Raw genomic sequence first — 24,370 nt, forward strand, 5'->3', positions numbered from 1 at the left:
TTAATTTTTTAAGCGATAGCGACTACTGCGTTTACGCAACGCTCCGTCAGAAAAGAGCTGTTCCAGCGCCTTTCTGGCTTCATCAAGTGACCAGCCAAAGTGGGCAGCCACTTCCCCTGCCGTCATTCCTTGACGGACCGATGCCAACAGCGTCAGAAGTTGATCAGAGGATTCAGGCGTCAACGGGGCGTCCTGCGTCTTCTGCGTTTTTACATCTGTTTTCACTTCTGGCTTCTGTTCTGGTTTCTTCGGCTGGCGCTTAAAACCGCCGATCAGCCACTGGGTATCATCGTCCGGTCGGCCGATTTCCTTACGGCTGATAACACGGCCTGTACGCGCAGCAGCGGCGCTACCGGCATCCAGCGCTGCGCGGCACGCCGCCAGATCGCCTTCCACCACCAGCGTCAACCGGCCAGGATCGAGCACTTCGTGGCTAAGCAGGCGCACGTTCGCGGCTTTCAGCATGGCATCCGCCGCATCCACGGCAGCGACCATGCCATCCACTTCCAGTAATCCCAGTGCATTGATCATCACAACCTCTCTTACGCGCGCTGGATTGGGTTACGGGCAATATCCAGAACGGCATCGGCAAAGGCGTTACATGCAGCTTTACAAGCAGCCTGGCTACCGGTCATAAACGCAGCCGAATAGTTGGTTTCTGACGGTGGTGGAACGTAAGTCACCAGTTGTACATCGGCCGATTTCAGCGCAGCATCAATACCAAATGTCGCTTCCAGCGGCGGCGCCACCAGATACGCCATCGGATCGCCAAGCCGGCATCCTGCGGTCGCCGAGAGATACGAGCCGGTACGCGAAACCACATGCGCCAGGAAGGCGGTATCTTCTGCGTCATTCGCCCACTGAAACGCCGCGCCGCTTTCAATATTGGCTACCATCGCGTCCAGACCTGCGCGAACTTCTGCCGGGTTGGGTCCACCGAGCATAATCAGCACTTCACCCGAAGTTGGAGAGGGACTGTGCGCCGCGCCGGCATACAGCGAGCGGCCATAAACCACTTCCACCATTGCCTGTTTTGTCGCTTCGTCTGCGGCAATATACGCCACGTCATCAGAATCTGCTGTGATGAGTCCGAGGCTACGTATATGTGGCGGTAATTTAAGTTCACGGGCAAAACCGTCATTTACCGAGGCAATCACGCGCATTGCGGTGACTGAAGGTCTAATCAAATCTAATGCTGGCATGATGCCTCCTTAACGGGTCATATTGATGCCGGATGCTTTTTGCTCCAGCATGCGCTTGGCCAAATCCACAATGACCGCCGCCGCTTCAACCGGTGGCGTACCGCCCTGGTGAATGTTCGAGATACAGGTACGGTCAGCTTCAACGGTCGTCGCCACACGCGGCGAATAGACGGCGTAGCAAGAAAGGCTTTCCGACTGGCCCAGGCCCGGACGTTCCCCAACCAGCAGGATCACCGCTTTCGCGCCCAGCAGTTCGCCGATCTGATCTTCGATTTTCACGCGACCATAGCGAACAAAGAACGGCGTCCCGACCTTCAATCCGGCCTGTTTTAAGCCAGACAACAGCGGCGGCAGGATCTCTTCGTAGTTAGCGGTGATAGCGTCCGTAGACAGGCCATCAGAGATAATCACCTGCACATCCGGGTTCATTACACACTGTGATTTCAGCGCTTCAATGGCTTCCGCACTCAGACGGCGCCCCAGATCCGGACGCGTCAGATACAGGTTTTTGTCACTGATTTCCGAGCGCACTTCCAGCAGCCCCTGGGCTTTTACCCACTCTTCCGGCACTTCTTTCAATACCGTATCTTTCGAACGCGAGTGGTCGGCCAGGAAGCGCAGCAGCGCCTGGGTACGCGGACGTGGACCGGCTCGACCGGTACATACACGCGCCGCAGTGCTGCGACGCAGTTCAGTCAACACCTCTGCGCGGTGCGGATTCTCAACGCCAATCCACGCTTTAGCCTCGGCTGAGCCTAAATCCATCGCACAGCTTTCACCGGTCGGCGCGGCGCACTGGGTGGTGCTGCATTGCGCTTGTACTGCCGGCGCTTGCGCCTGCGGCTGCGACTCACCCATTGACGCCATCACGCTGCGTACAATTTCTTCAATCTGTTTTTGATCCATCGTGTGTCATCCCCGCGTCATCAGAAGAACAGTGACGGATCGCCCGCCCGTTTGGTCAGGCGACCGTTTGCCATAATGCCCATGGTTTCCAGCCAGCGTTCAAACTCCGGCGACGGACGCAGGTTCAGCAACTGGCGCACGGTCGCGGTGTCGTGGAAGGCGGTGGTCTGATAGTTGAGCATGATGTCGTCACCGAGCGGCATGCCCATGATGTAGTTGCAGCCAGCGGTGGCGAGCAGAATCATCAGGTTTTCGTTGAGGTTCTGGTCAGCATCAGCATGGTTGGTATAGCAGCAGTCGCAGCCCATTGAGATGCCGCTCAGCTTGCCCATAAAGTGATCTTCCAGACCCGCGCGAATAATCTGACGGTCGTTGTAGAGATACTCCGGCCCGATAAAGCCGACAACGGTGTTCACCAGGAACGGATCGTAGTGACGCGCCAGACCGTAGTTACGTGCTTCCATCGTCACCTGATCGGCGCCGAAGTTAGCGCCAGCAGAAAGCGCAACCCTTGTCCGGTTTCGAAGTACAGGCAGTTTTCCCCGGCGATACGGTTAAACTCAGCGCCCACTGCACGCGCTTCATCCAGCATGGCCAGCTCAACGCCAAACTCTTTTAAGCCTTTCTCGCTGCCGCAGATACTCTGGAAAATCAGCCCGCCCGGCGCGCCGCGACGAATGGCTTCGATCTGGGTAGTAACGTGCGCCAGGACGCAGCCCTGGGTCGGGATATTGAATTTGTCGATGACGCCGTACACGGTATCAAGTACGCGGCTTAAGTTTTCCACGTCATCGGTTACCGGGTTAACGCCAATCACCGCATCGCCCGCCCCGAAGGACAGCCCTTCGTAGATTTGTGCCGCAATACTCTGCACGTCATCACGGGTGTCGTTCGGCTGTAAACGACAGCTGAAGGTGCCCGGCAGACCAATGGTGGTGTTGGCCTTTTTGATCACCGGCATTTTCTTACCGCCGTAGATCAGGTCCGCGTTAGAGCAGATTTTTGCTACCGCTGCGACCACTTCCGACGTTAATCCTTTGCGCGTAAACGCAATGTCATCAACGGAGGTTTCATCGCTCAGCACGTACTCGCGCAGCTCGCTGATACTCCAGTTTTTGATGCGGTTATAGGCCGTTTCGTTGACGTCATCCTGAATCAGACGCGTCACGCAGTCCTCTTCATAGGAAATCACTGGGTTGTTGCGGATATCCGCTACCGTCATTTCCGACAGCACCTGTTTGGCCGCCACTCGCTCTTGCGAACTGGTTGCAGCTACCCCTGCCAGCACATCCCCCGAACGCAGTTCGTTGGCTTTTGCCAGCACCTCTTTAACATCCTTAAACTGATAAACATTGCCGAACAATGTGGTCTTTAGTTTCATAAGTCGTTCCCTCAGGAAGGAAATGCGAGTGATTTCACCGTCACCGGCACAACCGATCCGCCAAAAAGAGGCGTACCAATGTCGATATAGTCCCCCGCCCGGACAACCACCTCATCGATGACTGCCAGCGGGTGTTGCTGTAACTGTGGGCGTAACAGCATGCCCAGGGCTTTACCAAAATCCTGCTCGGCTACCACCAGCAGGGGATGTGGATTCGGATGGCGCGCGACAAAGGCCAGTAGCGCATCAATAACCGTTAACAGCGCGGCGTAGCGCACCGGCAGCGAACCGGGTAGCGCCAGCACGTAAGCGTCTGTTTGCGGGTCCAGATCGAGCTGCATCAGCGCTTGTTGCCAGGCGGCCACCAAATCAGCCTCATCAACCGGAATCGCCACCGGCAGATTGCGCAGCGGAAGCGCCACACCTTCCAGCCAGATGGTGCTGCCCGAAAGCGACAGCGTATGCGCACCGGCGCCAATCACCGTGGCGCGCACGGTTTGCGCCGGGAACTGCACGTTCATCTCACGCAGGCGCGGATGTTCATGCAGCGCCGTCGCTAACAGCGGCCCAATATCGGAAAAACAGAATGGATCGGCAGGCTGGTTGCGGTAGCACTCGCCCACCCCGCCGGACAACGTAATCACTTCCGGCTTCACACCCGTCGGCAACAGACCGGTTTGCATCAGCGCCTGCGCCAGCGGTGACAGCGTGCCGTCAATCACCTCAACGATCAGCGCCGCCATCCGTCGGGCCACCTGAACAAGCTGCGCCGCATTGAGGGTCCGGGCGTCGGTGCCTGGACCAAATACGTCATCAACAATCATCTGTCCAGGCTGATGCGCATGCACCACCCGCCCCTGACCGTCCGTTTCCAGCAGTCGTCCGCCGACGTTCAGGCAGGCCGAACCGCTGACTTTTCCGGCATCGAACAGGACGTAGTTCGACGTCCCGCCACCGATGTCGATATTCAGTACGCGGCACAACTTCTGCTCTGACAGGGTTTGAGCCCCTGCGCCGTGACCGGCAATCACTGATTCCAGATGCGGACCGGCGCTGGCAACCACGAAGTCCCCCAGCGACTGAGAGAGCGTCATCACCGCTGGTCGCGCGTTGCGGGTTTTGGCACTTTCTCCGGTAATGATGATCGCGCCGGAATCGACGGTCTCAGGCGCAATCCCCGCCGCCTGATACTGGGCGAGAATCAGCGCCTTAAGTTCGGCCTCTTTCAGCCCGCCCTGCTTATCAACGGGGGTAAAGAACACCGGGCTTTGCCAGCTAATTTCGCGTTTGATGAATTCGTAACGCGGCACCTGCGACACTGCCGCACGGTTGACCAGCTCAAGGCGTGAGAAGATCACCTGAGTGGTGGTGGTGCCGATATCGATACCGACGCTGAGTAGCTGGCGAGTATTCACGATTGCGCCTCCGGGTTGGTTTCTGCTGGTGCCGGAACATCTTCGTCTTTCGGTACCAACAGCATAGCCACACCAATCGCCGTCACGCCGCCAATCAGCTTGCCGACAATCATTGGGAAGATCATCGCGTTCATGTTGGCCGCGGCGAAACCTAAGTGGTCACCCAGAGCGAAGGCTGCGGAGACCGCAAAAGCGCAGTTGATCACTTTGCCGCGGGTATCCATATTCTTCATCATGCCGAACATTGGGATGTTGTTCGCCAGCGTCGCCACCATGCCCGCAGCCGCGATATTATTGATTTTTAACAGGTTACCGACGCTCATCAGCGGCTTTTCAAACCAGCGGGTCAGCAGCAGTACCATTGGGTACGCACCCAGCAGCACGCAGGAGATAGAACCGATAACTTCGATGGCGCGCATCACTTCACCCGGCTTATCACCTGGTGCCATGAAGATAGGATCAAGACCCGGAATCAGTTCCCAGCCGAGCAGGAATTTGATTACCGCTGCCGCCAGACCGATGGTGATCAGCGCCACCAGGAATTTCGCGAAGATCTGGAAGCCGTTGATCATTTTTTCCGGGATGAATTTCAGTCCCAGCGCCACCAGCACGGCAACGATCAGCACCGGGATCATGTTCATCAGGATCAGTGCGAAGGTGAACTCCACCGGCTGCCCGTTGATTTCGACACCGGAGTACATCGCGATCAAACCACCCGCAATACAGCCAATCGGAATGGTGACGATCCCAGCCAGCACGCCCAGCGCCAGATAACGACGGTCGGACGGCTCAATAATCCCCAGCGCAACCGGAATAGAGAAGACCAGCGTCGGCCCCATCATCGCCCCGAGGATCAGGCCGGAGTACAGCCACGCCGCAACGTCGCCGCCCGCCAGTTCTTTCGCCAGGAAGAAGCCGCCCATATCGCACGCCAGCAGCGTTCCGGCAAACATCGACGGGTTCGCGCCCAACATTTCGTACAGTGGAATAATCACCGGCCCGAGCACATGCGCCAGTACCGGTGCCAGCGCGGTCATACCGACCATCGCCAGACCCAGCGCGCCCATCGCCATAAAACCTTCTTCAAACTGGCCGCCCGATCCCTCAATACTCTTCCCGAACTTACCGAGGAAGCGTGCCGAACCGCCGAACTGCGACAGGATCCTGTCCACGGCGGCAATCAGCATAAAGAACATCATGATGTACATGATGATTTCGTTAATTCCCATAACCTTCACTCCCTGTCATATGTGTATTTATTGTGCCGCCGCATACAACGCGATAATGTCGGCCTGCGTGGCGGTGCGTGGGTTACTGCGAATACAAATATCCTCCAGCGCGGCGTGAGCCCATGCGCTGTAATGCTCGGGCTTTGCCCCAACGTCAGAGAGTCGTTTGGTCTGGCCCACTTCGCTAATCAGCTCGCTGACGGCGTTGATGGCATCGCGATCGTCCGACTTCTTGTTGGTTAGCGCCCGTCCGATATGGCTGAAACGCTCACGACACACCATGCGGTTGAAACCCATTACTGTGGGCAGCAGCATGGCGTTAGCCTGTCCATGTGGGATGTGCAGCATCGCACCCGGCTGGTGCGCCATCGCGTGACACAGGCCCAGCCCCGCGCTGGAAAACGCCATCCCGGCCATACAGGAAGCCAGTAGCATGCTTTCTCGCGCCGCCAGATCCTGACCATAGCCAACGGCCTTCGGCAGCGATTTACCTATCATCGCAATCGCGCCAATCGCCAGACTGTCGGTAAACGGTGTCGCGTTCAGAGCGCTATACGCTTCAACGGCGTGCGTCAGCGCATCGATCCCGGTCATCGCCGTTACGTGTGCGGGCACACCTTCCGTCAGCGCGGCGTCAAGAATCGCCACATCCGGCATCAGGGTTGCGTGGGCCAGCACTTTTTTAAGCCCGGTCGCGGCGTCGATAATCACCGTGACATTAGTGGTTTCTGAACCCGTTCCGGCGGTAGTCGGTACGGCAATCAGCGGCAGACGCGGGCGTAACGCGCTGCTCTCATCCATGTCTGCCAGCGTCTGGGTAGGATTGGTCACCAGCAACGCCACAGCCTTTGCGGCATCCAATACGGAACCGCCACCAAAGGCCACTACGCCATCGCACTTCGATTCACGCAGTTGCGCGACCGCCGCGCAGACGTCCGTAATGCACGGTTCGCCCACCGGACATGGCCACAGCGTCATCGCCACGCCTTTCATCGCCAGGCTGCGTTCCAGTGCGGCGGTCATCCCCGCCTGGTGCAGGAAACTGTCGACCATGACGAACATATGCGTCAGGCCGCGCGTTTGTGCTTCCTGTCCGCAGGTACTGAGCGCTCCCAGTCCACACAACGTAACCGGTGGAACGCTAAACGTTTTTACGCGTTGCAGATTCAGGGTATCGAATGCCTGAAAGAGCGCGGTCTGCAATTCAGCTTGCATAGATTCCTTCCGCTTTTTCTTTTCCGCTATTTGCAATCGCCAGCGGGGTCATAAACAGGCTGTGCTGGGGTAAATGCACCTGCAGTTCCGGGAAACGCTTACGAAACAGTTCATCAACGCCCGGCTGCATACAGGAACCACCGGCCAGCCATAAATCTGCCACGCCCTGTCCGGCAATATGGTGAGCCACAATTTCCGCCATTTTTTCGTAGACCGGCTTAACCACCGGCCAGATTTCTTTACCGTTGCTGCGTTTGTACTGCTCCGCCTCTTCCAACTGGATGCGACGGTTCCCGGCAAGCGTCAGAGAAATGTGGTGCCCGCCGGTCGCTTCATCGGCGGAGTAAGTCACCTTGCCTCGCTTCACAATCGCAATCCCGGTGGTACCGCCACCGATATCCACCACGCCAGCGTTATCAAGCTGCAACAGGTCTGCCACCGCGGTCGGTTCGTCGAGCACATGACTGACTTCAAGCCCGGCAGATTCCAGCACGTTGATCGAGATCCGTGGGTCAGTTCCCGGTGGAAACGAGGTTGCCGCGTGGGTAAAGCGGCAACCCAACTGTTGTTCGAGCGTATCGAGATGGCGACGAACGATGGTCACCGCACCGAAGAAATCCCAGACGATGCCATCGCGCACGACGTCGGCCCAGTCCAGGCAAACCGCAACCGGCTGTCCGTCACTGTCGACAACCATCGACACCACATCACACGTCCCCAAATCCACGCCCAGCCACAGCGGTGAATCGCTCTTTACGGGCGTCTGGTTACATAGCGTTGCCGCTTTTAGCAATCTGGGTGTCAGCCAACGTTGTTCGTCGTGCGCCATGTCGTTCACTCCTTATACAATTCTGAAGGCATCCACCAACACACAGCGACGCAGACGCACAAACGTGCGTGCGCTGGTCACCCCTTCCCCGGTTGGCGTGGTAATGGTCATCGTGGTCCAGCCTTCGCCGCCGAGTCCAAGACCGGCAATGCACGGTCCGTTCTTAACGAAAATGCTGGTATCAATGGCGTTGGCCATGCGGTTCATGTTGTCGATATTGCGCGAGTGCATCGCCGCCGTATGGTGACAGCCGCCTTCAAGCTTGACCGCCAGTTCAATGGCCTCATCGACGTTGGCGACCCGCACGACCGGCAGAACCGGCATCATCAGTTCGGTTACGGCAAACGGGTGAGTCGCAGAGGTTTCGACGAACAACAGCCGGGTTTGCTCCGGTACGTTCAGACCAATCGCCGCAGCGATTTTTCCTGCGTCGCGACCTACCCAGTCACGACTGACCGTGCCTTTACCGCGTTCATCGACATTTTTCAGCAGCACCGGTTGCAGCTGTTCGGCCTGAGCCGTGGTCAGCTTGACTGCATGCTGGCTTTCCATCAGACGCATCAGCTCATCAGCGACGCTATCGACCACGATCAGCACTTTTTCGTCGGCGCAGATAATGTTGTTGTCAAACGAAGCGCCTTTGACGATCGACTGGGCTGCGCGTGCCAGATCAGCCGTTTCATCAACCACCACCGGCGGATTTCCCGCACCGGCGGCAATCAGACGTTTGTTGGTGTGCTTACGCGCGGCATCCACTACGGCTTCACCGCCGGTCACCACCAGCAGGCCGATGCCTGGGTACTTAAACAGACGCTGGGCGGTTTCAATATCCGGATTGGCCACGGTAACCAGCAGGTTTGCCGGTCCGCCTGCAGCAACTACCGCCTGGTTAAGCAGAGTGATAGCGCGCTGAGACACGCCCTTGGCAGCCGGATGCGGTGCGAAGACCACGCTGTTGCCAGCCGCAATCAGGCTGATGGCGTTGTTAATAACGGTCGCAGCCGGGTTGGTGGACGGTGTCACCGAGGCCACCACGCCCCACGGCGCGTTTTCAATCAGCGTCAGGCCGTTATCACCGGTCAGAACCTGTGGAGACAGGCATTCCACGCCCGGCGTGGCGCGTGCCTGCGCCACATTTTTGGCAAATTTATCTTCAACGCGTCCCATGCCGGTTTCTGTGACGGCAAGTTCCGCTAATTCTCGGGCATGTTTTTCACCCGCCTCACGTAGAGCCGTGATAGCCAGTTGGCGCATGGCAACGCTTTTCAGCCCTTGCTGGGCCAGTTTTGCTGCCGCCACTGCGTCATCCAGGGAGGCAAAAACGCCCATTTCTTGAACGGCACTGACGGGTTGGCTGCTGTCTTTCATTTTCAGCAGTACCGCTTTCACGACCTGTTCAATATCCTGTTGATTCATGATTTTCTGCCTTATTTATGGAAGATCACCTGACCACCTGCCACCACTTCATCAACAATGCCAATCACGCACAGATCGACAGGTGATGATTCGTTACGGTGCGCCTGACGGGCTGAGCTTCCGCTGACCAGCAGCACCCACTCTCCGGTTCCCGCCCCAATGCTGTCGATAGCAACAGCACATTGCCCGTCGGGATTTCCGCAGGCATCAATCATTTCCACCATCAGCAACTTGTCGTGCGCGAGCCCCTGATGGCGTACGGTACAAACAATTTGTCCTGTGACGATTGCCAGTTTCATACGCGCCTCCGTGGCATATTTCAGGTAAAACCTCCCCCTACCCTCCGCAGAAGGTAATGTGAAAAGGAGAGAGGGTGACGCCAGCAATGAAGTCTGTGGCGTCACATGGACGACTTACATGTCGTTGCTGTCGCCTTTAAAGCTGATCGGGAACACTTCTTCCAGATCGCCATGCGGACGCGGGATTACGTGTACGGAAACCAGCTCACCAATACGCTGTGCAGCAGCAGCACCAGCATCCGTTGCGGCTTTACATGCCGCTACGTCGCCACGGACCATTGCAGTAACCAGACCGCCGCCGATCTGCTTCACGCCGACCAGTTTCACGCGTGCCGCTTTAACCATTGCGTCAGAAGCCTCAATCAGTGCAACCAGGCCCCGGGTTTCAATCATTCCTAATGCTTCCATTGTGTTTTCCTCTCATTAAGGGGTCCAGAACGGGACCTAAACAACCAGTGTGTGTGAGGCGTTTTCACGACTCATGTCAGTCTGACGCGGCACTGCTGCCACCAACGCCAGTTCGATAATTTCCTGTACGCTACAGCCGCGAGAGAGGTCATGAAGCGGTGCGGCAAGCCCTTGGATCAACGGACCTACGGCACGATACCCTCCCAGACGCTGGGCGATTTTGTAGCCAATATTGCCTGCCTCCAGCGATGGGAAGACCATCACATTGGCATTGCCCTTTAACGGACTGGCGGGCGCTTTTTGCGCGGCGACATCCGGAACAAAGGCGGCATCAAATTGCAGTTCCCCATCCACGGTAAGCTGAGGGGCGCGCTCACGAACGATCTCCGTAGCCTGCTGCACGTTAGCGACGTTAGGATGACGAGCGCTGCCTTGACTTGAAAACGACAGCATGGCCACGCGCGGTTCTTCACCGGTGATCGCCTGCCATGTCTGCGCGCTGGCAATCGCAATATCCGCCAGCTGCGCGGCTGTGGGCTGCGGCACGACGCTGCAATCGGCAAACCCTAATGCCGGCCCGAGGTACTGCGGCAGCATCAGGAAAATTGACGACAGCGTTTTACAGCCTGGCTGTAACCCAATAATGCGTAACCCAGCGCGCAGCACGTTTGCTGTCGACGACAAATTGCCCGCAATACAGACGTCAGCTTTACCCGCGCTAACCATGGCGGCGGCGAACATCAGCGGATCGTTGAGTTTTTCCAGCGCATCTGCAGGCGTTTTATCTCCCGCGCGGGCCAGCCAGCGCAGCGCAAACTCTTCACGCATGGACTGGTTGCTTTGCGGGTCGATAACCTGAATGCCATCCATTGCCACCCGATGGCTGAGGGCAAACTGGCGCAGCGCAAACGGACTGGCGACGAGAACAGGATGTGCCAGACCGTGCTGATGCAGGTAATTTGCCGCTTTCAACACCCGAACATCCAGCGCATCCGGGAACACCACCCGTGCAGGTGAGCGCTGGGCGAGTTGACGAGCACGTTCAATGATCATTGCTTCTCCCCCAGTCGCTGTTGAATTTGGCTAACCGTCAGTGGATGCTTCGCTACGCTCAGAATCATCATCACGTAAACCGTACTGGAAAGGCGATTGAGCGCCTGCATGATGTCCGGTCGCATCACGTCAAAACTACGGGTGATGAATACCTGGGCCGCCACCGTCTCCGTTTCACGAACTTTGGTACGCAGCAGATTAAGCAACGCGCAATCACGGCCATGACTGGCTTCAGGCACCAGATGGTCGTGGTCCAGATAGCGCAGCGGCTGATGCGAAAGCCGGTGTAAATCTTCGTCGCTTAAACCGACGATAGCTTGTGCTGCCAGCGGCTCGTCGATAGCGTCGGCGCGCATAATGTTGCCCAGACGCGAACGGATATCCGCCAGCCACGGCTGCCACGGTTCCGCCAGCTCTATCTGCAACCACACGGCCAGGGCGATGGTGCTGTCCAGCGCGGCGCGAAATCCCAGGCGCGGGTCACTTTTAGCGACCATCTTGTCCGCTGTCAGATGCGTCAGCGTGTCTGCTTTCTTCACCACCGGTTGATGACACAGTTCGCAACTGGCCTGTGGATGCGTATCGCTGCTGGTTAAACCATGCACCGGCTGCGGCTGCTGTTCTTCGTCATCAATAAACAGGCTGCCCTGCTCGTCGATAAACTTAATGCGCAGATGTCGGCTTTCCAGTAATTCCCGGGCAGATGGCGTCAGGCGAGCATCAGCGGGGAGATGAATTTCAGCCCCTTCGCTGAGCGTATGATTCGCTCTAAGCCACGCTTCGGTAATGAAATCCTTCATACATCCGCCTTAGCAGGACTGCCAGTTCGCAGGCCAGGCCACATACAGAAATTTCACCGTCGATGGCGTACCAAATTCGATGCTGGAGCCTTTCGGGATAAACATCACGTCCCCGGCTTTAGCAATCATGGTTTCGCCTTCGTGGCGAACGTGCAGCTCGCCTTCCAGAATCATGTCGATTTCGTCGTAGTTCAGCGTCCATGGGAAAAAAGCGTTATCCCACTGCATGAACCCGGCGGCCATGCTGCTACCGTCCTGGTCGGTCACCAGATCGGTTAAACCCACGCAGTGCGGCTGTGCGCCGTCAAAACGACCAAACTTCACGCTGCTGCCGTCGATGACTTTGACGCCGCCTTTGCCGGTCACCGAGTTAAAGCTCGGCTGCATTCCGCCCTGCTCCAGCGACTGTTTCTCCTTCATGACTTTGTCCATCAGTTGGGCGACCAGGCTTTCGGTAAACTGCCCTTCCGGTAACTGCGCAATGATGGTTTCGCGAATGCGCTGGCTTTCCGTTTTGCCATCATCCACCGCAACCGGTGCGACAGCAGCAGCGGTTGGCGCGGATTCATCGCATTCACTGATGGTGACGCCCAGCAGCTCCGCAACTTCGCGCGCCTCCGGGGTGATGATGCTGGCGCGCAGAACAACCGACATTTCCTGTTCGCCGCGTGCGTGGGCCGCACGAATATCGTTAGCTGTGATGAGTTTTTTCACCTGCCCTTTCCTCCTTTTGGCTGAGCTCAGTCAGATAATCCACCAGGTGCTGCACGCTGCGCGGGTCATGGCTGTTGAGTTCGAAAATCGGCTCCTGGAACCCTATCCCGCGAAGTAGTTGTCGCGTTGCGGCGACGTCGGCATCCGGCATGTCCGTTTTGCTGATAACGGCGATTTGTCGTTTACTGGCGCCGATATCCAACAGCCCGGCAGGTAAGCGACTTTCTTTATCATTTGCCGCGTGTATATAAATCAACGTATCAACATCCTGCAGCGTGGTAATTAAGGCGTGATACCAGCGCGGATGGCTAAAATATTCTCCTGGCGTGTCGATATCGCCATTTTCATTAAACTCCACGGCCTGTGTTTTTCTGGCGAGGGAATAATTTCCCTGTAGCGCATTAAAGAGCGTTGTTTTCCCCGCCCCCACCGTACCGACAAACGCAATACGTTTCATCGCCGCCTCTGATTAACTTTTTGTCAGGTTGCACAAAGTGAAATTTAATAACCGACCCAGACCGCTTACCGTCTGTAATAACGCTTCTTCTACCGCGCCTACCGAGCCGTAGATGACCAGCGCACCGCTGAATCGATCGAGAAAGCCGATATGTACATCTGCCGCCTTCATAGCTAAGTCACCGGCAATCATCGCGGTTTCGCCTGGCGTCAGCGTCATGATGCCGATAGCGCCCGCTTCGGGAACGCCGATCTTTTTCGCCAGTTCCTCACCAGGGTGCGCAATGAGATGCGCCAGCGTAACCTGTTTCCCCGGCACAAATTCCTGAATAATGCGTTCTTTTTCCATTGCTCACCGCCTCCGCTAAAACTGCCCTCATCGTGGCAATTTTTTGTCAGAGTAAATAACAAAATTCGGCAACCATGTTTAAAAGGTGAAGTGGATCACTAAGAAAGGGGAAATAAAAAGGCGCGGGAGAAACCCGCGCCGGAAATAAATTAAAGTGAAATTACAGCGGCTGAGTTTGGGCTTCTACAACCGCCAGCGCCACCATATTAACGATACGACGAACAGAAGCGATCGGCGTTAATACGTGAACCGGTTTCGCAACCCCCATCAGCACCGGGCCGACCGTTACGCCTTCAGAGCTGGAAACGCGTAGTAAGTTGTAACTAATACGGGCAGCTTCCATATTCGGCATCACCAGAATATTCGCTGAGCCTTTCAGCGGACTGTCCGGCATGCGGTCATGACGGATGCTTTCCACCAGCGCGGCATCGCCGTGCATTTCGCCATCAATCATCAACTCTGGCGCACGCGCCTTAATCAGCTCCAGCGCTTCGCGCATTTTGCTGGCCGACGGACAGTTAGATGAACCAAAGTTGGAGTGCGACAGCAGCGCCACCTTCGGTTCGATACCAAAGCGGCGCACGGTTTCTGCCGCCATCACGGCGATTTCCGCCAGTTGCTCCGGCGTAGGATCGTCGTTAACGTAGGTATCGGCGATAAAGGTGTTACCGCTTGGCAGCAGCAAGGCGTTCATCGCCCCGGCAGTATGCACGCCATCGCGATGACCAAACACCTCTTTCACCACGCTGAAGTGCTCATGGTAGTCGCCTATCGTACCGCAGATCATTGCATCCGCTTCGCCGCGCTGCACCATGATCGCGCCGATCACCGTGGTGTTGGCAATTACCGCACGCTGCGCCTGCTCCTGGGTAATACCACGACGTTTCATAATCTGGTAGTACTCGCTCCAGTACTCTTTAAAGCGCGGATCTGACTCATTGTTGACAATCTCAAAATCGACGCCCGCTTTGATCTGCAGACCCAGTTTCTGGATACGCATTTCGATAACGCTCGGACGACCGATCAGGATCGGTTTCGCCAGACCTAAAGTGATCAGCTCCTGCGTGGCATGCAGTACACGCGCCTCTTCCCCTTCAGTCAGCACCACACGCTTCGGCGCTTTGCGTGCCAGGGAGAAAATCGGCTTCATGAACAGGTTGGTTTTGTAGACGAATTCGGTCAGCTTATCGATGTAAGCATCAAAGTCGGCAATCGGACGCGTTGCCACACCGGAATCCATCGCCGCCTTCGCCACCGCAGGGGCGATTTTGACGATCAGACGCGGGTCGAACGGTTTCGGAATAATGTATTCCGGCCCGAAGCTCAGGTCCTGGTCGCCATAGGCGGAGGCCACCACTTCGCTCTGCTCGGCGTGCGCCAGCTCAGCAATGGCGTGTACCGCGGCCAGTTTCATCTCTTCGTTGATGGCAGTAGCGCCGACGTCCAGCGCGCCGCGGAAGATGAACGGGAAGCACAGGACGTTGTTAACCTGGTTCGGGTAGTCGGAACGGCCGGTGCAAATGATGGCGTCGGAACGCACCTCTTTCGCCAGTGGCGGCAGGATTTCCGGTTCCGGGTTGGCGAGGGCCAGGATCATTGGCGCACGCGCCATCTTCTTAACCATTTCCTGCGTCAGCACTTTCGGACCAGAGCAACCGAGGAAAATATCCGCGCCGTCAATGACATCATCCAGCGTACGCTTACCGTCATCCACCACTGCGTATGCCGCTTTGGTTTCCGCCATGTTTGGTTCACGATCTTTGTAAATCACCCCTTTGGAGTCGCAGACCACAATGTTGTGTTTCTGCATCCCCAGCGCCACCAGCAGGTTCATACAGGCAATCGCCGCCGCACCTGCACCGGACACCACCATGCGCACATCAGAGATATTTTTCTCAACCACCCGCAGACCGTTAAGGATTGCGGCAGTACTGATGATTGCCGTGCCGTGCTGGTCATCATGGAATACCGGAATATTCATGCGCTCACGGAGTTTTTGCTCAATGTAGAAGCACTCCGGCGCTTTGATATCTTCGAGATTAATGCCGCCAAACGTTGGTTCAAGTGCCGCTACCACGTTGATAAATTTATCCGGATCGAGTTCATCAACTTCGATGTCGAACACGTCAATCCCGGCGAATTTCTTAAACAGAACGCCTTTACCTTCCATCACTGGTTTACCGGCCAGCGCGCCAATATTACCCAGGCCCAGAACCGCAGTACCGTTGGAAATAACCGCAACCAGGTTGCCGCGTGCGGTGTATTTGTAGGCTGCCAGCGGGTCCTTTTCAATTTCAAGACACGGTGCAGCCACGCCCGGCGAGTAGGCCAACGCGAGGTCGCGCTGGGTTGCCAGAGGCTTGGTCGGAGAAACCTGGATTTTACCGGGTACCGGAAATTCGTGGAAATCGAGGGCGCTTTGTTTTAACTGGTCATCCATCTTGTTGTTCCTTTCACGTATCTATCAAAAAAGTGGCGCGGGTAACCATTCTACTGAGCCGCACATTATCACCTCAGTCAACGGCACAAACTTTGAAGGTCCCCATACTCTCACCATTCAAAGAAAGAATTTGTTATCAATTTATAACATCTATGTTACCTGCTTAAGCCAGCAATACCATGCTTGTCTGCTATGCTTTTTGCTGACAACACCCGCAATTATCTCAAAAGTGTGAATCACAACACGCATCTAACACTTTACTTTTCAAGGAGTATTTCCTATGACCCGTAAAGAGCTTGCCAATGCCATTCGTGCGCTAAGTATGGATGCCGTCCAAAAAGCTAACTCCGGCCACCCTGGAGCACCAATGGGGATGGCCGATATCGCCGAAGTGCTGTGGAACGATTTCCTGCGCCATAACCCGTCCGATCCCACCTGGTACGATCGTGACCGGTTTATTTTATCCAATGGCCACGCCTCAATGCTGCTTTACAGCCTGTTGCATCTTTCCGGCTACAACCTGCCGCTCGAAGAGTTAAAGAACTTCCGCCAGCTCCATTCGAAGACGCCAGGACACCCGGAAATTGGCTATACACCGGGCGTGGAGACCACCACCGGACCGTTGGGTCAGGGTTTAGCCAACGCTGTCGGAATGGCGATTGCAGAACGCACCCTGGCGGCGCAGTTTAACCAGCCAGACCACGAGATTGTTAATCACTATACCTGGGTCTTTATGGGCGACGGCTGTCTGATGGAGGGCATTTCTCACGAAGTGTGCTCGCTGGCGGGCACCCTGGGACTTGGCAAACTCATCGGCTTTTACGATCACAACGGCATCTCAATTGATGGCGAAACCGACGGCTGGTTTACCGACGATACCGCGAAACGCTTTGAGGCCTATCACTGGCATGTAGTGCACGAGATTGACGGTCATGACCCTGAGGCGGTGAAAAAAGCGATTCAGGAAGCACAGGCCGTTACCGATAAACCGTCGCTGATTATCTGCCGCACGGTGATTGGTTTTGGTTCACCGAATAAAGCCGGGAAAGAGGAAGCGCACGGCGCTGCGCTGGGTGAAGAAGAAGTGACGCTGACCCGGCAGAAGTTGGGGTGGCATCATCCTGCCTTTGAAATCCCCAAAGAGATTTACCGGGCGTGGGACGCTCGTGAAAAAGGCGAGAAAGCCCAACAGAGCTGGAATGAGAAATTCGCCGCTTATCGACATGCGCATCCGGATCTGGCGGCAGAGTTTACCCGCAGGATGAGCGGTGGACTGCCGGAAGAGTGGGAAGAAACGACCCAGAAATATATCACCGAGCTGCAGGCCAATCCGGCCAAAATCGCCACCCGTAAGGCCTCGCAAAATACCCTGAACGCCTACGGGCCGATACTGCCTGAGCTGCTTGGCGGTTCGGCGGATCTGGCGCCCAGCAACCTGACCATCTGGAAAGGCTCCACTTCTCTTAAAGAGGATCATGCAGGAAACTACATCCACTACGGCGTGCGGGAGTTTGGCATGACCGCAATTGCCAACGGTATCGCTCACCACGGGGGCTTCGTACCGTACACCGCAACATTCCTGATGTTTGTCGAATATGCCCGTAATGCCGCACGCATGGCGGCGCTGATGAAAGCCAGACAAATCATGGTTTATACCCACGACTCGATTGGCCTTGGGGAAGATGGTCCCACGCACCAGGCCGTCGAACAGCTCGCCAGCCTGCGTCTGACGCCTAATTTCAGCACCTGGCGACCCTGCGATCAGGTTGAAGCGGCGGTAGGCTGGAAGCTGGCGGTCGAACGCCATGACGGGCCAACGGCGCTGATCCTCTCGCGGCAAAATCTGGCGCAGGTTGAGCGGACGCCTGAGCAAGTGCAGCAGATTGCCCGCGGCGGCTATGTGCTGAAGGATGGTGGCGGTAAGCCGGATGTTATCCTGATTGCTACCGGTTCAGAAATGGAAATCACGCTGCTGGCGGCGGAAAAACTGACCGGTGAAGGTCGTAACGTGCGGGTGGTTTCTCTGCCCTCAACCGATATCTTCGACGCCCAGGATGAGGCGTATCGGGAATCGGTTCTCCCCTCAAACGTCAGCGCGCGCGTGGCGGTAGAAGCAGGAATTGCCGACTACTGGTACAAATATGTTGGGCTGAAAGGGGCGATTGTCGGTATGACGGGTTATGGGGAGTCGGCTCCGGCAGACAAGCTGTTCCCGTTCTTCGGCTTTACGGTGGATAACATTGTCGACAAAGCGCATAAGGTGCTTAACGTGTGATCCACAGCGTGGGCCAGGCATCTGGCCCATGCCAGTTATCGCAGCTTGGCTCTTGGGCATAGCGCACCAGACGAAAACGCTGGCCGTCGTAGCGCCAGCGGGTCTGGATACCGCAATCTGCCAACCCTCGTCCTTTAGCGAGGGTTACCAGCTCGCGCGACTTCTCATCAAACGTGGCGTTGGTCAGCTCCATATCGCGGCTTTCCGCATCCGTTTTAAAAGGCAGGCTTAGCCGTACCGCCCGTGACGTCAACGGGGTAGTACGTGAAACCACCCACGCCAGATCGATGGTGTTATATGCCCCGGCTTCACAGCCGATCATCAGCAGCGCTTTATCATCCGTTAAGGCCGTGACGCGCATCTCGCGACGCAGCGGATCGATCGAACAGCGAATACCGTTGATCCGCCAGTTACCGTAATCCAGCAATTCACTGCGCTCTTGTTGCGTGAGAGGCGTTGGCGTTGGGTTAATCACAGCCACGCCTTTTAAAGCGGGAGCGGGAGGCACGCTGAGCGGAGGCTCGTCGCCTTTTTCGATCCATGCGGTTTCGCTGCCGACCCGTTTTTGCTGGGCGTCGATAAAAAGCAGCGCGGCTTTTAGCCCGACCAGGGACAGGTTTTGCGCCCCTTTTTGCAGGGTTATCGCCTTCGCGTCCTGTACGGTTGTTAAAAATGCGCTGATGGTGGCCGGATCATCGGTCATCAGCTGCCAGGGGGTAATACGCCAGTGTTCGCCGCGAAGCGTGAGCGCTGAGCCATCCAGTAGCAGACGTGGCGCAATATCGCTCTCTTTGGCTGTGGGCGATTCCAGCCCACCCAGTTCAATACGCAACACGGCGTCGGTATGTGCCCCGGCACTGCGGCTCAAGGTCATGACCAGGCCGTGATGTTCTCCGGTATTGCGCGCCACGCAAAAGTTTTGGTTATTGCACGTCACCTGCCAGTCAGAAAACGTCTGTTGCGCGGGCGCGGCCCACAGCAAACGGACGGGTAACAACCCGAGCAGGAAAAGTAAAATAACGCGATAGCGCATGGACGGTACAACCCCGAAGTCAAAACACACAGCCTAAGCGGTATCTTCCTTGCGCGACTGATGTGGCTCAATAAGAATCGTCGGATTGGCCGAAAATTTGTAAAGAAATATAAATCCCGCGCATTAGTCCATGAGATGCGACGACTGCAAATAGTTCAGCAATAGCACCGTCTTACCGTCACGGATCTCACCCGTTTTAATCATTTCCAGCGCCTGGGTGAACGGCAGCTCCAGAACCTCAATATCTTCATCTTCCACCCCTCCACCCGCATTTGCCCGCTGGCTGTCGCTGTATTGTGCAATAAAGAAATGAATTATCTCCGTCACGCCGCCCGGCGACATATAGAGCTCAAACAGCTTACGCACTTCACCCACTTCAAAGCCGGTCTCTTCAATGGCCTCTTTCCGAATGCACGCTTCCGGTTCGTCGTTATCCAGCAGCCCGGCGCAGGTTTCAATCAGTTGACCGCTTTCATTACCATTGACCCAGGTGGCGACGCGAAACTGGCGGATGAGCACCACCGTTTTCTTCTCCGGGTTATACAGCAGGATAGTGGCGCCGTTGCCGCGATCGTAAACCTCGCGTTTGTGACGAATCACCTCACCATTGCTACGGGTCAGGTCATAGGTGATATTGCGCAGGATGAAGTAGTTATCGGAAAGGACTTTATCTTTGATGAGGGTAATTTTTTGCGACATACCGGCTCCACAGCAAGAAGTGAGAAATAATACTACGCCGTGAAACCGGGTTTGTCTTGGTGCAATGTCGGCCTGATAAGCGAAGCGCCATCAGGCAATTAGGCGGCGCAGAGCCGGATAGCAACGCTAACGCGCCTTATCCGGCCTTCTTAGCGACTTAGTGAGATTTGACTGATTTTACGCCCAGCCAGTCGACGATCCCCTGGGCGGCATGCCGTCCTTCCGCCATGGCCGTAACCACCAGATCCGCACCGCGTACCGCGTCACCACCAGCGAAGATTTTCGGGTTACTGGTTTGATAACGGTATGCGCTTTCAACATTGGCGGCTATGCGCCCCCAGTTATCGACCTTAACCCCATGCGTCTCCAGCCACGGCATGCCATGTGGGTGAAAACCAAACGCCATGATCACCGCATCTGCGGGCATGACAAACTCACTCCCGGCGAGGGGAACCGGGCGACGACGTCCCTGCGCGTCTGGCTCGCCAAGCTGGGTACGTAAAAAACGCACGCCGCTGACTCGCCCATCATCATGTAACACCAGCTCAACCGGCTGGACGTTAAACTCGAAGTTAGCCCCCTCTTCCCGGGCGTTCTTCACCTCTTTTTTCGAACCGGGCATGTTGGCTTCATCACGACGATAAGCGCAGGTCACCTGGCGTGCGCCATGACGCAGCGCGGTACGCACACAGTCCATTGCCGTATCGCCTCCGCCCAGTACAACCACGTTCAGTCCGGCGGTATCGATGAACGGCTCTTCAGGCAGTTCATCCAGCCCCATCACCTGTTTGGTGTTGGCAATCAGGAACGGTAACGCGTCATAAACGCCAGGCGCGTCTTCATTCGGCAGATCCGCCTTCATGGAACGATAGGTTCCTACGCCCACGAACACGGCATCGTAATCCTCCAGCAGCGCCGACAGCGCCACATCCTTACCCACTTCACAGTTAAGTTCGAAATGAATACCCATGGCGCTGAAGATTTCACGGCGGCGGGCCAGCAGCGATTTGTCCAGCTTGAAGGCCGGAATGCCGAACGTCAGCAAACCGCCGATTTCAGGGTGGCGATCGTATACGGTGGCGCTGACTCCGCTGCGCGCCAGCACATCCGCGCAGGCCAGACCCGCCGGACCCGCGCCGATGATAGCAACGCGCTTATCCACTTTCTGCACGTGGCTTAAGTCCGGTCGCCATCCTTTGCTCAGGGCCCGATCAGAGATGTAACGCTCAATATTTCCGATAGTGACCGCCCCATGCTCGCTACGCACCGTACATGCCCCTTCGCAGAGTCGGTCCTGCGGACATACGCGCCCGGTCACTTCCGGCAGGCAGTTGGTCTGGTGAGAAAGCTCAACCGCCGCGTCGATATTCCCGGCTTTGACCAGTTCAATCCACTGCGGAATATGGTTATGCAATGGGCAGGTCCATTCGCAAATACTGTGGTCGCCGCATTTCAGGCAGCGGGACGCTTCCCGTTCCGCCTGCGCCGTACGAAACGGCAGATAGATCTCCTCAAAGCTGGTTTTACGGGCCTCAATTGCCAGCTTATCCGGCTCACCACGCGCAGGCGTCGCCTGCATTTGCTCACGTTTGGTAATTTTATGCGAAACGAAATCGGTGGCGTTGGCGTGCCAGGGCTGGCTTTCCAGACTGGCGGTGCGTAGCCTGCGCGCTTTTGACAGACCAGTAAGCGAATTTTCCGTCACCAGTTGTAACGCTTGCGCCGGACAGTTCTCTACGCAGGCGGGTCCCTGTTCGCGTCCCTGACACAAATCGCATTTGTGCGCAGTGGCTTTCACCTTCCCTTTAGCGACAGGAGTGAGTACGATCTGCATCGTGCCGAAAGGACAAGCAACGACGCACGATTTACAGCCAATACACTTTTTCGGGTTCACCTGAACGCTGTCGTTATCATGGCTGATTGCCCCGTTCGGGCAACTTCTGGCGCAGGGCGCATCTTCACAGTGATGGCAGGTTACCGCACTGCGCTGCTGCTGATGCTTGATGACGGTAATTCGGGGCTGGAAATGCCGTTGACTCAGGACATGCTGCTCGCCATTGTGAGCCATGACGCAGGCGACCTCACAGGCATGGCATCCCAGGCACTGCTGGCTATTAACCATAATAAAACGATTCATGGCTTCCTTCTTTTTTGGTTGCAAAAACCTTATTCTTTATATGAGTGTTGTTATTAACCGACACGGAAGGAAGCGGCAATGTTCATTTGCCCAGGAAGCACAACTATTTATCCAGAACCTGTGGCAGATCAATTTATTTCATCGCATATGAAATTGTGTTTCAGTTACCATCCAGTTTCATGGCGTTTTATTAACATTTATCAAATACACCGCATCGTTCGGGCTGTTTTAAGGCGCGACGTGTATTGTGTGAGGATGCACAAGTGACGGTAAAGCGTCCGGTCTCGGCCAGTCTGGCTAAAGCTTTTTTCTACATAGTGCTGTTGTCGATTCTCTCAACGGGTATTGCTCTGCTCACGCTGACCAGCAGCTTACGAGATGCCGAAGCCATCAACGTGGCTGGCTCATTGCGCATGCAAAGTTACCGTCTGGGTTACGATCTGCAAAGCCAAAGTCCGCAGCTTAACGCTCACCGCCAGCTTTTCCAGCAGGCGCTAAATTCGCCAGCACTACAGAACCTGAACGCGTGGTACGTGCCTCAAGCGGTAAAAAGTCGCTATGGACGTCTACATGCAAACTGGTTGGAAATGAACGCCCGTCTGATCGATGGCGATTTAAATTGGTACCAGAGCAATATCAATAACTATGTCGATCAAATCGATCTCTTCGTGCTGGCGCTGCAGCATTATGCCGAACGCAAAGTGATGCTGGTTTTTGGTATTTCACTGGCGGGCGGGATCGGCATATTCACCCTCGTTTTCTTTACCTTACGGCGTATTCGCCAGCAGGTGGTGCGTCCGCTGAATAAGCTGGTGGTGGCAAGCCAGCACATTGAACACGGTCAGTTTGACATCCCGTCGCTGGATACTGATTTGCCCAACGAACTCGGGTTGTTGGGCAAGACCTTCAGCCAGATGTCGAGTGAATTACACAAGCTGTACCGCTCACTGGAAGCGTCTGTCGCTGAGAAGACCCACGATCTCCACGAAGCTAATCGTCGTCTGGAAGTGTTGTATCAGTGCTCTCAGGCGTTAAATACCAGTCAGATTGATGTGTACTGCTTCCGCCATATTTTACAGATCGTCCGCGAGCATGACGCCGCCTATTTCCTGGAACTCACCGTCGGAGATAACTGGCGAATTAGCGAAGGCGCAAAAAGCCCCGAGCTGCCGATGCAGATCCTGCCGGTCACCATGCAGGAAACCGTCTACGGTGAACTGCACTGGCAAAGCCCGAACGTCAATGCTTCTACCCCGCTGCTTAACAGCGTCTCCTCGATGCTGGGTCGCGGGTTGTACTTCAACCAGGCGCAAAAACATTTTCAGCAGCTGTTGTTAATGGAGGAACGGGCGACGATTGCGCGCGAGCTGCACGACTCGCTGGCGCAAGTGCTCTCTTATTTACGCATTCAGCTCACGCTGCTGAAGCGTTCGATTCCCGAAGATAACGCCCCAGCGCAAAGCATTATGGCGGATTTCTCTCAGGCGCTGAACGATGCCTACCGCCAGCTACGCGAACTGCTCACCACCTTCCGCCTGACTTTACAGCAGGCCGATCTCCCCTCCGCCCTGCATGAAATGCTGGAAACGCTGCAAAATCAGACCTCGGCTAAACTGACGCTTGATTGCCGGTTACCGACCCTGGCGCTGGATGCGCAAATGCAGGTGCATCTGCTGCAGATCGTCCGTGAAGCGGTGCTGAACGCGATTAAACATGCCAGCGCAACCGAAATTGCCGTCAGTTGCGTGACCGCGCCGGATGGTAATCATACGGTTTATATTCGCGATAACGGCATCGGCATTGGCGAGCCGCATGAGCCTTCGGGGCACTATGGATTAAATATTATGCGCGAGCGGGCGGAAAGGCTGAGCGCCACGCTGACTTTCTCTCAACCCTCCGGAGGGGGAACGCTGGTGAGCATCAGTTTTCGTTCGGCAGAATCCGACGGTGAGCTAACGTAAAGAACCGCAAAGCGCCGTCGGTTCTCGATCCAGGCCTGACGGCGTTGGCACGAAAGGTAAGCTGTAAACGGGCATGATAATTTACATTATCTTCTTTTTTTCTCCACGTTTGCCCCGTACCTTGCCGCTAAAGTGAAGCAATTCACACCCATA

At 56.1% G+C, this 24,370-nt stretch carries 21 protein-coding genes and 1 pseudogene; 2 read left to right on the forward strand and 20 right to left on the reverse strand.

The window, feature by feature from the left end:
- From eutK to maeB, 17 genes and pseudogenes are all read right to left on the reverse strand, one after another.
- Positions 1 to 531 carry an ethanolamine utilization microcompartment protein EutK gene (gene eutK, locus B9P82_RS06650; protein WP_016157100.1) on the reverse strand — a complete coding sequence of 177 codons (531 nt, stop codon included), beginning with the start codon at positions 529 to 531 and terminating at the stop codon, positions 1 to 3.
- Positions 532 to 542: 11 nt separating this feature from the next.
- A complete protein-coding gene (gene eutL, locus B9P82_RS06655) occupies positions 543 to 1,202 on the reverse strand; it encodes an ethanolamine utilization microcompartment protein EutL (protein ID WP_016153946.1) in 660 nt (219 codons plus the stop codon).
- 9 nt (positions 1,203 to 1,211) lie between these two features.
- A complete protein-coding gene (eutC, locus tag B9P82_RS06660; RefSeq protein WP_016153947.1) occupies positions 1,212 to 2,108 on the reverse strand; it encodes an ethanolamine ammonia-lyase subunit EutC in 897 nt (298 codons plus the stop codon).
- Between the two features lie 20 nt (positions 2,109 to 2,128).
- A pseudogene (eutB, locus tag B9P82_RS06665) lies at positions 2,129 to 3,489 on the reverse strand (ethanolamine ammonia-lyase subunit alpha).
- A gap of 11 nt (positions 3,490 to 3,500) precedes the next feature.
- Complete coding sequence (gene eutA, locus B9P82_RS06670) at positions 3,501 to 4,904, reverse strand: ethanolamine ammonia-lyase reactivating factor EutA (protein ID WP_016153949.1); 1,404 nt, start codon at positions 4,902 to 4,904, stop codon at positions 3,501 to 3,503.
- Positions 4,901 to 6,133 carry an ethanolamine utilization protein EutH gene (gene eutH / locus B9P82_RS06675; RefSeq protein ID WP_016153950.1) on the reverse strand — a complete coding sequence of 411 codons (1,233 nt, stop codon included), beginning with the start codon at positions 6,131 to 6,133 and terminating at the stop codon, positions 4,901 to 4,903. Before eutH ends, eutA begins: the two co-directional genes overlap by 4 nt.
- A 27-nt stretch (positions 6,134 to 6,160) precedes the next feature.
- Positions 6,161 to 7,348: an ethanolamine utilization ethanol dehydrogenase EutG gene (gene eutG / locus B9P82_RS06680; protein WP_101700118.1), complete on the reverse strand. Its 1,188-nt coding sequence runs from the start codon at positions 7,346 to 7,348 to the stop codon at positions 6,161 to 6,163.
- On the reverse strand, positions 7,338 to 8,177 hold the full coding sequence (eutJ, locus tag B9P82_RS06685) for an ethanolamine utilization protein EutJ (RefSeq protein ID WP_016153952.1): 840 nt from the start codon (positions 8,175 to 8,177) through the stop codon (positions 7,338 to 7,340). Before eutJ ends, eutG begins: the two co-directional genes overlap by 11 nt.
- Positions 8,178 to 8,189: 12 nt before the next feature.
- Positions 8,190 to 9,593, reverse strand: a complete 1,404-nt coding sequence (locus B9P82_RS06690; protein ID WP_016153953.1) for an aldehyde dehydrogenase family protein — start codon at positions 9,591 to 9,593, stop codon at positions 8,190 to 8,192.
- 11 nt (positions 9,594 to 9,604) lie between these two features.
- Positions 9,605 to 9,892: an ethanolamine utilization microcompartment protein EutN gene (gene eutN, locus B9P82_RS06695; RefSeq protein ID WP_016153954.1), complete on the reverse strand. Its 288-nt coding sequence runs from the start codon at positions 9,890 to 9,892 to the stop codon at positions 9,605 to 9,607.
- A gap of 114 nt (positions 9,893 to 10,006) precedes the next feature.
- Positions 10,007 to 10,300, reverse strand: a complete 294-nt coding sequence (gene eutM, locus B9P82_RS06700; RefSeq protein WP_003835054.1) for an ethanolamine utilization microcompartment protein EutM — start codon at positions 10,298 to 10,300, stop codon at positions 10,007 to 10,009.
- Positions 10,301 to 10,336: 36 nt separating this feature from the next.
- Positions 10,337 to 11,353: a phosphate acetyltransferase gene (gene pta / locus B9P82_RS06705; protein WP_016153955.1), complete on the reverse strand. Its 1,017-nt coding sequence runs from the start codon at positions 11,351 to 11,353 to the stop codon at positions 10,337 to 10,339.
- Positions 11,350 to 12,153 (reverse strand): ethanolamine utilization cob(I)yrinic acid a,c-diamide adenosyltransferase EutT, encoded by an 804-nt coding sequence (gene eutT / locus B9P82_RS06710; protein WP_049282277.1) that lies wholly within the window; start codon positions 12,151 to 12,153, stop codon positions 11,350 to 11,352. Before eutT ends, pta begins: the two co-directional genes overlap by 4 nt.
- Positions 12,154 to 12,162: 9 nt before the next feature.
- Positions 12,163 to 12,867 (reverse strand): ethanolamine utilization acetate kinase EutQ, encoded by a 705-nt coding sequence (gene eutQ, locus B9P82_RS06715; protein WP_047416392.1) that lies wholly within the window; start codon positions 12,865 to 12,867, stop codon positions 12,163 to 12,165.
- Positions 12,845 to 13,324, reverse strand: a complete 480-nt coding sequence (gene eutP / locus B9P82_RS06720) for an ethanolamine utilization acetate kinase EutP (RefSeq protein WP_016153958.1) — start codon at positions 13,322 to 13,324, stop codon at positions 12,845 to 12,847. Before eutP ends, eutQ begins: the two co-directional genes overlap by 23 nt.
- A 12-nt stretch (positions 13,325 to 13,336) precedes the next feature.
- The gene (gene eutS, locus B9P82_RS06725) at positions 13,337 to 13,672 is read right to left on the reverse strand and encodes an ethanolamine utilization microcompartment protein EutS (RefSeq protein WP_003037995.1); all 336 of its coding nucleotides are present in this window, start codon (positions 13,670 to 13,672) and stop codon (positions 13,337 to 13,339) included.
- Positions 13,673 to 13,832: 160 nt separating this feature from the next.
- On the reverse strand, positions 13,833 to 16,112 hold the full coding sequence (gene maeB / locus B9P82_RS06730; protein WP_016153959.1) for an NADP-dependent oxaloacetate-decarboxylating malate dehydrogenase: 2,280 nt from the start codon (positions 16,110 to 16,112) through the stop codon (positions 13,833 to 13,835).
- 280 nt (positions 16,113 to 16,392) lie between these two features.
- Here maeB and tkt point away from each other — a divergent pair, with 280 nt between their 5' ends.
- The gene (gene tkt / locus B9P82_RS06740; RefSeq protein ID WP_101700119.1) at positions 16,393 to 18,387 is read left to right on the forward strand and encodes a transketolase; all 1,995 of its coding nucleotides are present in this window, start codon (positions 16,393 to 16,395) and stop codon (positions 18,385 to 18,387) included.
- Here tkt and B9P82_RS06745 read toward each other — a convergent pair.
- The 3 genes from B9P82_RS06745 to aegA all read right to left on the reverse strand — a co-directional run bounded on the left by B9P82_RS06745 (position 18,377) and on the right by aegA (position 22,256).
- Positions 18,377 to 19,420: a DUF1176 domain-containing protein gene (locus B9P82_RS06745; RefSeq protein WP_101700146.1), complete on the reverse strand. Its 1,044-nt coding sequence runs from the start codon at positions 19,418 to 19,420 to the stop codon at positions 18,377 to 18,379. The genes tkt and B9P82_RS06745 overlap by 11 nt on opposite strands.
- A 123-nt stretch (positions 19,421 to 19,543) precedes the next feature.
- Entirely contained in the window at positions 19,544 to 20,119 is a 576-nt protein-coding gene (gene nudK, locus B9P82_RS06750) for a GDP-mannose pyrophosphatase NudK (protein WP_016157107.1), read from the reverse strand.
- 157 nt (positions 20,120 to 20,276) lie between these two features.
- Positions 20,277 to 22,256 (reverse strand): formate-dependent uric acid utilization protein AegA, encoded by a 1,980-nt coding sequence (aegA, locus tag B9P82_RS06755; RefSeq protein ID WP_016157108.1) that lies wholly within the window; start codon positions 22,254 to 22,256, stop codon positions 20,277 to 20,279.
- A gap of 263 nt (positions 22,257 to 22,519) precedes the next feature.
- Between aegA and narQ the strand changes: the two genes are divergently transcribed.
- The gene (narQ, locus tag B9P82_RS06760; RefSeq protein ID WP_101700120.1) at positions 22,520 to 24,217 is read left to right on the forward strand and encodes a nitrate/nitrite two-component system sensor histidine kinase NarQ; all 1,698 of its coding nucleotides are present in this window, start codon (positions 22,520 to 22,522) and stop codon (positions 24,215 to 24,217) included.
- The last annotated feature ends 153 nt before the right edge of the window (positions 24,218 to 24,370 follow it).

This window comes from Citrobacter sp. L55 (assembly GCF_002850715.1).
In the GTDB taxonomy this organism is placed as follows: Bacteria; Pseudomonadota; Gammaproteobacteria; order Enterobacterales; family Enterobacteriaceae; genus Citrobacter; species Citrobacter braakii.

Bases quoted from the DNA above. Each gene is read 5' to 3' on its own strand.
- eutK (WP_016157100.1), bottom strand. From the start codon at position 531: ATGATCAATGCACTGGGATTACTGGAAGTGGATGGCATGGTCGCTGCC.
- eutL (WP_016153946.1), bottom strand. From the start codon at position 1,202: ATGCCAGCATTAGATTTGATTAGACCTTCAGTCACCGCAATGCGCGTG.
- eutC (WP_016153947.1), bottom strand. From the start codon at position 2,108: ATGGATCAAAAACAGATTGAAGAAATTGTACGCAGCGTGATGGCGTCA.
- eutH (WP_016153950.1), bottom strand. From the start codon at position 6,133: ATGGGAATTAACGAAATCATCATGTACATCATGATGTTCTTTATGCTG.
- eutG (WP_101700118.1), bottom strand. From the start codon at position 7,348: ATGCAAGCTGAATTGCAGACCGCGCTCTTTCAGGCATTCGATACCCTG.
- eutJ (WP_016153952.1), bottom strand. From the start codon at position 8,177: ATGGCGCACGACGAACAACGTTGGCTGACACCCAGATTGCTAAAAGCG.
- B9P82_RS06690 (WP_016153953.1), bottom strand. From the start codon at position 9,593: ATGAATCAACAGGATATTGAACAGGTCGTGAAAGCGGTACTGCTGAAA.
- eutN (WP_016153954.1), bottom strand. From the start codon at position 9,892: ATGAAACTGGCAATCGTCACAGGACAAATTGTTTGTACCGTACGCCAT.
- eutM (WP_003835054.1), bottom strand. From the start codon at position 10,300: ATGGAAGCATTAGGAATGATTGAAACCCGGGGCCTGGTTGCACTGATT.
- pta (WP_016153955.1), bottom strand. From the start codon at position 11,353: ATGATCATTGAACGTGCTCGTCAACTCGCCCAGCGCTCACCTGCACGG.
- eutT (WP_049282277.1), bottom strand. From the start codon at position 12,153: ATGAAGGATTTCATTACCGAAGCGTGGCTTAGAGCGAATCATACGCTC.
- eutP (WP_016153958.1), bottom strand. From the start codon at position 13,324: ATGAAACGTATTGCGTTTGTCGGTACGGTGGGGGCGGGGAAAACAACG.
- eutS (WP_003037995.1), bottom strand. From the start codon at position 13,672: ATGGAAAAAGAACGCATTATTCAGGAATTTGTGCCGGGGAAACAGGTT.
- maeB (WP_016153959.1), bottom strand. From the start codon at position 16,112: ATGGATGACCAGTTAAAACAAAGCGCCCTCGATTTCCACGAATTTCCG.
- tkt (WP_101700119.1), top strand. From the start codon at position 16,393: ATGACCCGTAAAGAGCTTGCCAATGCCATTCGTGCGCTAAGTATGGAT.
- B9P82_RS06745 (WP_101700146.1), bottom strand. From the start codon at position 19,420: ATGCGCTATCGCGTTATTTTACTTTTCCTGCTCGGGTTGTTACCCGTC.
- nudK (WP_016157107.1), bottom strand. From the start codon at position 20,119: ATGTCGCAAAAAATTACCCTCATCAAAGATAAAGTCCTTTCCGATAAC.
- aegA (WP_016157108.1), bottom strand. From the start codon at position 22,256: ATGAATCGTTTTATTATGGTTAATAGCCAGCAGTGCCTGGGATGCCAT.